Here is a 9,087-nt window from a genome sequence, read left to right on the forward strand (position 1 = left end):
GTCCACGGCATCCGCGCGGGAGGGGCCGGCGGGGGGAAACCGGTCGCCGTGGGTGGTCCGGTTCTGCAGACTTCGGTGTGTGGACCGTTTGCAGGAGATCGCGGATCGGCTGACCGACGTCGGCGGCGTCGTCGGAGTGTGTCTGGGCGGCAGCCGGGCGAGGGGAACGCACCGTCCCGACTCCGATGCCGATCTGGGTCTGTACTACCGGCCGCCGCTGGACACCGCGGCGCTGCGCTCCCTGGCGGCCGAGCTGACCGGCGAAGCGGTGGACGTGACGGAGCCGGGCGGCTGGGGGCCATGGGTGGACGGCGGGGCATGGCTGACCGTGGACGGCCACCATGTCGACTGGATCTACCGCGATCTCGACCGGGTGCACGAGATCTGGCAACAGTGCCGGGCGGGCCGCTTCGAGATCGGGACGCAGGCCGGCCATCCGCTCGGGGTGTATTCGCACGCCTACGCGGGCGAGGTCGCTCTCGGACGTGTCCTGGCCGATCCCGGCGGCGAACTGCGCGCCCTCCAGCAGGAGACTCGCCGCTATCCGGAACCGCTCCGCGAGGCGCTGATCGCACAGGCCCGCTGGGAGGCGCCGTTCATCCTGGGCTGCGCCCGCAAGGGAGCGGCGCGCGGGGACGCCTTCTACGTCGCCGGTTGCCTCTTCCGCGCGGTCGGGCTGCTGGCGCATGCCCTGCACGCCCGGGCCCGCTGCTGGGTCGTGAACGAGAAGGGGGCTGTCCGGGCTGCAGGCGGGCTTCCCGGCGCTCCGGCGGATTTCGCCGCACGGGCACACGAGTTGTTCGCCCTGCCCGGCACGGACCCGGACGCCCTCACGGCCGCGCTCGGTGCCGCCGACAGGCTGGTCACCGAGGTCTGCGGGCCGTCCGCCTCCTGACACGGGACCGCGGTCGGGCAGCCGCCTTGCACGGTGAACGCCCGGGGCGGGGCGGCCGGCGTTCGGGTCGAGGGCGTCAGGCGTTCGGGTCGAAGGGGATGCCGGAAGGCATCGAGTGCGCCAGGGCGTACGCGAAGTCGCCATCCTTGATCTTGATGGTGGCCGCGCCGAAGTCGGCGTTCGTGAGCTTGTCGCGGTAGCCGGCGGGATAGCCGTTCCAGCCCACCAGCCGGGGGTAGAACCAGCCACCGGTCACGTTCTCCGGAGGCTCGTCGCCGGCGTTGGCGAACCGGAAGTCGTGGGTGGAGACCCCGTCCTTGTGGTAGACGATCTTGGGGTGTGTGCCGTCGAAGCGGAGAGAGGAGCGGGCGGCCACCTGGTAGCCGCTGTGCTGGGACACCGAGACGTACTGGACCTCGTTGTTGTTGACCCACACCACGACGTGCTCCCAGTCGTGGGTGTGGCCGATGGCCGCCGGGCCGAGCGTCGCCTGGTCCTTCTCGAAGTAGCTGGCGTACATCACCGCGCACCAGCCGCTGTTGCACTTCTCCCGTGAGTAGGTGTTGGCGTTGGCCAGCTGGGCGTAGTCGTGGCAGTGGCCGTTGACGTCGCCGCCGAGTTTCAGACCGGGGTTGAGGGTGCCGCCGACTCCGATCGCGGCCGTGGCGTAGCAGCCGTCGCCGTCGTAGTCGTAGGCGGGGGAGAAGGTCTGTTCCAGACCGTCGGCGTTCTGCGGCAGCAGCTGCAGGACGGCGGCGTCGGCCTGGGCCGGGAGCGCCACGACGAGGGCCAAGGCGCCCAGGGCGGCTGCCAGTCCGGCGGTGGACAACAGGTTGCGCATGTCGGCTCCTCACTCCGGGGCGAACCTAGGGGGCTGCGCCGACTTTCGTCAAGTAATGAAGTAAGGCTGGAGGGAAGCGAGTTGCCGATACGTGGGTCGCGCCGATGACCGTCAGTGCATCGGATGGGAGCCCGGTGTGTGGCCGAAAGTGCGCTTGAAGACGTCGATGAACGCGCTGGCGGACGACCAGCCGCACAGGTGCGCCACCGTTGTCACCGGTGTCTGCTCGGCCAGCAGGACCAGGGCGTGGTGCAGCCGCAGCTGGGTGCGCCATTGAGGGAACGTCATGCCGAGGTCGCTGCGGAACAGCCGGGACAGGGTGCGGTCGCTCGCCCCGACCTCCCGGCCCAGCTGGGTCAGGGTGCGGCCGTCGCCGGGATCGGCACGCAGGATGTCGCACAGCGTCCGCAGCAGGGGCGAGGCCGGCGTCGGCAGGTGCAGCGGCTGCCGGGGCGAGGCCCGCAGCTGGTCGAGCAGCACCGCGCGCAGCCGGGCCCGTTCGGGGCTGTCGTCGTCGGGGGAGCAGGTGTGGGCGACGATGAGTTCGCGCAGCAGTGGACCCACGGCGAGCACGGTCGGCGTGTCCAGGGCGAGCGGGTTCTCGGTCACGGGAAGTCCCACCAGATGGAGTTCGAGCCGGCCGTGGGCCCGGTGGGCGTGCACGGTGCCGGCGGGCACCCAGATGGCGCGGTCGCCCGGGGCGACCCAGGATCCCGCGCTGGTGGTGACGGTCAGCACTCCCCGGCCGGCATAGACGACCTGGTGGTCGTCGTGCCGGTGGGCGTCGATCTCGGCGCCCGGCGCCAGCCGACGGGTGTCGGTCGGGGCGGTCGACTGGTGGCGGACATGCGGCATTGGTTGGCAGTTTATCGGAAGCGCGACAGGGTGGCCGTTCCCGACCATGACGGGGTGCGAAGAAATGTATCGATCACTCTGCTGTCCGTCGGGCACGCCTGCGTCGACGTCTACCAGGGCGCGGTCGCCTCCCTCGTCCCGTTCTTCGTCGCCGAGCGTGCCTACGGCTACGCGGCCGTCTCGGGGATCGTCCTGGCCGCCTCCCTGCTGTCGTCGGTGGCGCAACCGCTGTTCGGCGCCCTCACCGACCGCTGGGCGGTGCCCTGGCTGCTCCCGGTCGGCACGCTGCTGGGCGGGGCGGGCATCGCCCTGAGCGGACTGAGCGGTTCCTACGGGCTCACCCTGCTGTTCGTGGCGGTGTCCGGCGTCGGCGTGGCCGCGTACCACCCCGAGTCCGCGCGCATCGCCCGGCTCGCCGGCCGGGGCAGTCACAGCGCCATGGGCTGGTTCTCGCTGGGCGGCAACGTCGGATTCGCGCTGGCTCCGCCGCTGGTGGCCGCCGTGGTGGCCGGCGGCGGACTGCGTCTGACCCCTCTGCTGGTGCTGCCTGCGCTCGTCGGGGCCGCACTGTGCCTACCGGTGCTGCGCGTACTGGGGCGGCAACCGGACGCGGGGGCCGCAGTGGTGGTCCCGGCCGGGAGCGACGACCTTGCGTCGTTCGTGAAACTGTCGCTGGCCGTGGTGTGCCGGTCGGTTGCGTTCGTCGGACTGAGCACCTTCATCTCGCTGTACGCCAAGGAGCGCATGGGCGGCAGCACGGCGGCGGGCACGGTGGCGCTGCTCGTCCTCTACCTCGGCGGCGCGGCGGGTTCCGTGCTGGGCGGTGCGCTGGCCCAGCGCCGGGGCCGGGTCGCGGTCTCCCGCTGGTCGTACCTCGCCTCCGTCGCGGCGGTCGCGGGTGTGGTGTTCGTTCCGGGGCCGGCCCTGTACGGATGCGTGGCGCTGACCTCGGCCGGTCTGTACGTGCCGTTCTCGCTCCAGGTCACGCTCGGCCAGGACTACCTCCCCTCGCGGGTCGGCACCGCCAGCGGCATCACCCTCGGTCTGGCCGTCAGCGTCGGCGGCATGGTGAGTCCCCTCATGGGCCACGTCGCCGACGCGACCTCCCTGCGCACTGCCCTGGCACCGCTGGTCCTGATGCCGGCGCTGAGCTGGCTGCTGTTCCGTACCCTGCCCGAACCGGTCACGGACGGCACGATCTCGGCACCGGACCGGCCCGGCGGCGCGGGTGATGCCGTGCCGTCCTGGTCGGTCAGGCCGTGACGAGGGCGAGGGTGAATCCGTCGTAGCCCTTGGCACCGACGGTCTGCACGGTGGTGGCCGTCAGCCGGGGGTGCTCGGCGATGAGTTCGGTGAAGCGGCGCACGCCCTGGACCCGGGGGTCGGTGCTGGCCGGGTCGGTGACCGCGCCGTCGCGCACGACGTTGTCGCCCACGATGACGCTGCCGGTCCGGCCGAGCTTGACGGCCCAGTCCAGGTAGGCGGGATTGGACGGCTTGTCGGCGTCGATGAAGACCAGGTCGAAGGGGCCCACCCCCTCCTGCTCCAGCACGGGCAGTGAATCCAGGGCCCGGCCCACGCGGATGTCCACCACGTGCTGCAGTCCGGCCCGGGCGATGTTGGCGGCGGCGACGGCGGCGTACCGCTCGTCGGCCTCCAGGGTGACCAGCCGCCCACCCTCGGGGAGGGCCCGGGCCAGCCAGATGGTGCTGTAGCCGCCGAGTGTGCCGATCTCCAGGATCGTGCGGGCGCCCTTGATGCCGGCGAGCAGGTGCAGCAACTTGCCCTGGTTGGGCGCGACCTGGTGCGGCGGGAGGCCTGCCGCGTCGCTGTCGGCGGCGGCCGCCACCAGAGCGGCGTCCTCCTCCACGAGCAGGCCGTTGAAGTACCCGTCGACGGCCGTCCAGGTCTGCTGAGACACAGTGGGTTCCCCTTCGTCCCTCACCAAGTTCTGAAACGGAACTTACTGGTGCCGTCCGAGATCCTGTCAACGCCTTTTCCACGGCCGTCGGTGTTCGGCCGCACGACGGCCGGGCGGTCGGCCGCACGACAGCCGGCGTCCGGTCGCACTGCAGCGGCGCGTTCGGCTGCACGGCAGCCTGGCGTCCGGCCGCACAACAGCCGGAACCTCAGGCTGAGTTCGGCCGGCCTGGCCATGCGATGATCACGGAACCCGCATCGGCTCAGGACCCTTGCGGAAGAAAGGATCACGCCATGGAGACCGAAACACCCCCGGCGCCGGCCGACCCGGACCACGCGCTCATTCCCGACACCGCCGCGGGGGGCACGGTCATCCTGCTCAACGGCACGTCCAGTTCGGGCAAGTCCAGCATCGCCCGGGCGCTCCTCGACCTGCTCGACGGCACCTGGTTCCACCTGCCCGTCGACGCCTTCCATGCCATGCGCTGCGACCACCCCATCGCCGACGAGGACCTCCAGGCCGAGATCGACCGCACCGCCAAGGGCTTCCACCGAGCGGTCGCCGGCATGGCCGCCGCCGGCAACAACCTCGTCGTGGACCATCCGCTCAGCCGCCGCTGGAGACTGCTGGACCTCCTCGATCTGCTCGTACCCGACGACACGGTCCTGGTCGCCGTCCGCTGCCCGTTGCCCGAACTGGAACGCCGTGAGCGGGAGCGGGGCGACCGGCAGCCGGGGCTGGCCGCCCTGCAGTACGACCAGGTGCACTCCCACGGGCCGCACGACCTCGACGTGGACACCGGCCTGCTGTCCCCGCAGGAGTGTGCTCTGCGCATCCGGGACTTCCTGCCCGACCGGCCGCGGCCCACCGCTTTCGCGAGGCTTCGGCAGACCTTCGGGGACCGGGGCTGACTTGTCCGGCCGCGCGGGCCGGACGGGGCGACGCGGTGGCTGCCACAGGAGTCGCGGTGGCTGTCGGATGATCGGAACATGGCACGTAGCCCTCGCGCCGTCGGCGTGAGGGTGTGCGCCCGGTCAGTCGGTGCCGCCCGTGTTCCGGGCTTGGGCCAGGTAGTTGTACGCCGAGGCCCGGGAGATGCCGAGGCGGGCGGCGACCTGCTGGACCGCGCCGCGTACGGCGAACACTCCGCGCCGGTCGAGATCGCGGAACAGGTCCAGCCGCTCGGCGCGGCCGAGGTGCGTCCACGCCTTGGTGCTGCTGAGCTGGCGGGCGTCCACGATGGAGTCGACGACCGCACCGATGTCGTCGCCGAACGTGGTGGTCGGCAGACCCGCCGGCGCTGTGGCGATCCCGGCCAACTCCCCGACCACCGCGTGCACTTGGCTGATCGCGGTGACGTCGAGGTTGACGCACAGCGCGCCGAACACCGCGCCGGCGGAATCGCGCAGCGGCATCGTGGAGGACTTGACCAGCTTTCCGTCCTGTGTGCGCGTGAGGTAGTTCAGCTCCTCTCGCGCCTCGTCGCCGAGCGCCAGGAGCTTCATGCCGATCTCGCTCATCGACCCGCCGACCCCGCGCCCGGTCACCGATCCGGCGAGGGCCACGACGGAATGCTCCGGGCGGCGGAAATCGTGGATCACCACCTCGCAGCAGGACCCGAAGGTGGCGGCGATCCCGTCGATCACGGGCGTGAGAGCGGCGATCACCGCGTCCTGTTCGTCGGCGGCCCCTTGGGTCCGGGCCCGCGCGGCCGCCGCTGCCCGTGCGTCCGTCATCCGCTCGTCTCCGCTCTCGCCAGGCGATCTGGACATCTCGTCTACATGTTAGACAAGGATTCCAGAGGCGTGACAGGATTCCGGAAGAGGTTCCCGGCGGTCCCGCGACCGGCAGGCCCACCGGCAGGTCCGCGCAGGTGGCCGGCCGTGCCCAGAACGGAGGACGTACATGCCCCACACTCAGCCCGTCACGCTCCAGGACGTGCAGGAGGCCGCACAGCGCATCAAGGGTGTCGCCCACCGCACCCCCGTCCTGCGCTCGCGCACACTCGACGGCCTCGTCGGCGCCGAGGTCCACATCAAGTGCGAGAACCTGCAGCGCGTCGGCGCGTTCAAGTTCCGCGGTGCCTACAACGCCGTCTCCCGGCTGTCCGCCGAGCAGCTGGCCAAGGGCGTCGCCGCCTACTCCTCCGGCAACCACGCGCAGGCCGTCGCCCTCGCCGCCCGTGAACTGGGCACCACCGCCGTGATCGTGATGCCGGAGGACACCCCGCGCTCCAAGCTGGAGGCCACCGCCGGTTACGGCGCCGAGATCGTCACCTACGACCGCTACACCGGCGACCGGGTGGCGATCGGCGAAGCGCTCGCCGCCGACCGGGGTCTCACCCTCGTGCCGCCCTACGAGCACCCGCACATCATCGCGGGACAGGGCACGGCAGCCCTGGAACTCATCGAGGAGACGGGCGAGCTGGACGCCCTGGTGGTACCGGTCGGGGGCGGCGGGCTGGTCGCCGGCAGCGCGGTCGCCGCGAAGGGGCTGCTGCCGGACATCCGTGTCATCGGCGTCGAACCGGAGGCCGGCGACGACACCAAGCGCTCCCTGGAAGCCGGCCACCGGGTCGCCGTTCCGGTGCCGCGCACCATCGCCGACGGGCAGGCCGCCGACATCCCCGGCGAACTCACCTTCTCCCTCAACAAGCATCTGCTGGACGGCATTTCGCTGGTCAGCGACGAGCAGATCCTGGATGCGATGCGGTTCGCCTTCGAGCGCCTGAAGACAGTGGTGGAGCCGAGCGGTGCCAGCGCGCTGGCTGCCCTCCTGGCCCACCGGGTCGATCCGCTCCCGCGCCGGGTCGGCGTCATCCTGTCCGGCGGCAACGTGAGCGCCGAACGGTTCGCGGAGCTGCTCAAGGGCTGAAGCCCCCAAGGCACCGGGGGACCGGGCACGGGGGTACCGGGGCGCCGGGATCGGGAGCACCGAGGCGCCGGGGCACGGGGGCACCGGTGCGCCGGGTCGGGGGGCGCCGGGGCCGCAGGGAAGGTGCACGGCGGGGGCGAACCTGCCCCGGGGCCTTCCCCGATGACCCGTGGCCCAGGTATTTCCTTGACGCCCCTTGTGCACCGTCCTAGCCTCGGCCGGGCACGTCCGGACAGGCAGCCGGGCAGGACAAGCGGGCAGGACAAGCGGGACGGACAGGCCGGCGATGACGCATCCGCAGGAACGGCCCGAGAGCACCTCCACCGGCCGCCCGACCCCATGGGAGACGCACGGTCTCGACGTGATCGGGGACGCGGAGCGCAAAGGCACCCCACGCACCCTGTTCTGGCCCTGGTTCGGGGCGAACGTCTCCGTCCTCGGCCTCAGTTACGGCGCCTTCGCCCTGGGCTTCGGCATCTCCTTCCGGCAGGCCCTCGCCGCCGGCGTGCTCGGCATCATCGTCTCCTTCCTCCTGTGCGGCCTCGTCGCAGTCGCCGGAAAGCGCGGTTCGGCGCCCACGATGGTGCTCAGCCGGGCCGCCTACGGCGTGCGCGGCAACCGGCTGCCGGCGGTGATCTCGTGGATCCTCACCGTCGGCTGGGAGACGGTCCTCACCGCGCTCGCCACCCTGGCCACCGCGACCGTCTTCGGCCGGCTGGGCTGGGGCGGCGGCACGGGGACCAAGGTCGTGGCCCTCGTGCTGGTGGCCGCGCTGACCGTCGTCGGCGGGGTCATGGGTTTCGACCTGATCATGCGTCTGCAGACGGCTATCACGGTGATCACGGGCGTGCTCACCGTCGTCTACGCCGCCCTGGTGGCCGACCACATCCACTGGAGCACGGTCGATGCCGTCCCGGCGGGCTCCGCGCAGCAGTTCGTCGGTGCGCTGGTGTTCATGATGACCGGCTTCGGTCTCGGCTGGGTGAACGCCGCCGCCGACTACTCCCGCTATCTGCCGCGCAGTTCCTCCAGCCTGGGCGTGATCGGCTGGACCGCCTTCGGCGCCTGTGTGGCCCCGCTCCTCCTGCTGGTCCTCGGCCTTCTGCTGGCCGGTTCCTCCGCGAACCTGAGCAGGGAGATCGCGGCCGACCCGATCGGCGCGCTGACCACACTCCTGCCCACGTGGTTCCTGGTGCCGTTCGCCGTCGTCGCCGTTCTCGGCCTGGTCGGCGGCGCCGTCCTCGACATCTACTCCTCCGGCCTGGCCCTGCTCTCCGCGGGGGTGCCCGTGCCGCGCCATCTGGCCGCGCTCTTCGACGGCGTCCTGATGATCGCGGGCTCCGTCTACATCGTCTTCTTCGCCGGCAGCTTCCTCGCCCAGTTCATGGGCTTCCTCACCACGCTGGGCGTCCCCATCGCGGCCTGGTGCGGCATCATGCTCGCCGATCTCGCCCTGCGCCGCCGCGACTACGACGACGGCGACCTGCACCGCCCGCACGGGCGCTACGGCGACGTGCCCGTGCTGCCGCTGCTGCTCACCCTCGGTGCCACCGCCGTCGGCTGGGGCCTGGTCACCAACACCGCCGCCGAGTGGCTCACCTGGCAGGGCTACCTGCTGGAGCCGTTCGGCCTCGGCGGCAGGAACGGCGCCTGGGCGTACGCCAACCTCGGCGTCCTGGCCGCCCTGGCGGTCGGCTTCCT

General features: G+C 71.8%; 9 protein-coding genes. 5 read left to right on the plus strand and 4 right to left on the minus strand.

Annotated features, from left to right (window positions below; translation table 11 throughout):
• Nucleotides 1-79: 79 nt before the first annotated feature.
• Nucleotides 80-895: a nucleotidyltransferase domain-containing protein gene (locus AB0H32_RS44315; protein WP_361134086.1), complete on the plus strand. Its 816-nt coding sequence runs from the start codon at nt 80-82 to the stop codon at nt 893-895.
• A 76-nt stretch (nt 896-971) separates the two neighbouring features.
• Here AB0H32_RS44315 and AB0H32_RS44320 read toward each other — a convergent pair whose 3' ends face one another.
• Complete coding sequence (locus tag AB0H32_RS44320) at nt 972-1,736, minus strand: NPP1 family protein (protein WP_361134089.1); 765 nt, start codon at nt 1,734-1,736, stop codon at nt 972-974.
• A 111-nt stretch (nt 1,737-1,847) separates the two neighbouring features.
• Nucleotides 1,848-2,591, minus strand: a complete 744-nt coding sequence (locus AB0H32_RS44325; protein WP_361134092.1) for a helix-turn-helix transcriptional regulator — start codon at nt 2,589-2,591, stop codon at nt 1,848-1,850.
• Nucleotides 2,592-2,645: 54 nt separating this feature from the next.
• Between AB0H32_RS44325 and AB0H32_RS44330 the strand changes: the two genes are divergently transcribed.
• Entirely contained in the window at nt 2,646-3,854 is a 1,209-nt protein-coding gene (locus tag AB0H32_RS44330) for an MFS transporter (protein ID WP_361134095.1), read from the plus strand.
• On the opposite strand, the gene AB0H32_RS44335 is transcribed toward AB0H32_RS44330, so the two are convergent.
• The gene (locus AB0H32_RS44335; RefSeq protein WP_361134098.1) at nt 3,844-4,512 is read right to left on the minus strand and encodes an O-methyltransferase; all 669 of its coding nucleotides are present in this window, start codon (nt 4,510-4,512) and stop codon (nt 3,844-3,846) included. The two genes, AB0H32_RS44330 and AB0H32_RS44335, sit on opposite strands and share 11 nt — an antisense overlap.
• A gap of 293 nt (nt 4,513-4,805) precedes the next feature.
• Between AB0H32_RS44335 and AB0H32_RS44340 the strand changes: the two genes are divergently transcribed.
• A complete protein-coding gene (locus AB0H32_RS44340) occupies nt 4,806-5,423 on the plus strand; it encodes an AAA family ATPase (RefSeq protein ID WP_361134101.1) in 618 nt (205 codons plus the stop codon).
• A 123-nt stretch (nt 5,424-5,546) separates the two neighbouring features.
• Here AB0H32_RS44340 and AB0H32_RS44345 read toward each other — a convergent pair whose 3' ends face one another.
• On the minus strand, nt 5,547-6,248 hold the full coding sequence (locus AB0H32_RS44345; protein ID WP_361134109.1) for a PAS domain-containing protein: 702 nt from the start codon (nt 6,246-6,248) through the stop codon (nt 5,547-5,549).
• Between the two features lie 169 nt (nt 6,249-6,417).
• Here AB0H32_RS44345 and AB0H32_RS44350 point away from each other — a divergent pair, with 169 nt between their 5' ends.
• Both AB0H32_RS44350 and AB0H32_RS44355 read left to right on the plus strand, forming a co-directional pair.
• Nucleotides 6,418-7,386, plus strand: a complete 969-nt coding sequence (locus AB0H32_RS44350; protein ID WP_361134104.1) for a threo-3-hydroxy-L-aspartate ammonia-lyase — start codon at nt 6,418-6,420, stop codon at nt 7,384-7,386.
• A 286-nt stretch (nt 7,387-7,672) separates the two neighbouring features.
• The coding region (locus AB0H32_RS44355) for a cytosine permease (RefSeq protein WP_361134106.1) at nt 7,673-9,087 on the plus strand (1,415 nt) is incomplete at its 3' end.

The organism is Streptomyces sp. NPDC020362 (assembly GCF_040642095.1).
In the GTDB taxonomy this organism is placed as follows: domain Bacteria; phylum Actinomycetota; class Actinomycetes; order Streptomycetales; family Streptomycetaceae; genus Streptomyces.

Coding starts and splice junctions, on each gene's coding strand:
- AB0H32_RS44345 (WP_361134109.1), bottom strand. CDS start 6,248: ATGACGGACGCACGGGCAGCGGCGGCCGCGCGGGCCCGGACCCAAGGG.
- AB0H32_RS44340 (WP_361134101.1), top strand. CDS start 4,806: ATGGAGACCGAAACACCCCCGGCGCCGGCCGACCCGGACCACGCGCTC.
- AB0H32_RS44325 (WP_361134092.1), bottom strand. CDS start 2,591: ATGCCGCATGTCCGCCACCAGTCGACCGCCCCGACCGACACCCGTCGG.
- AB0H32_RS44350 (WP_361134104.1), top strand. CDS start 6,418: ATGCCCCACACTCAGCCCGTCACGCTCCAGGACGTGCAGGAGGCCGCA.
- AB0H32_RS44320 (WP_361134089.1), bottom strand. CDS start 1,736: ATGCGCAACCTGTTGTCCACCGCCGGACTGGCAGCCGCCCTGGGCGCC.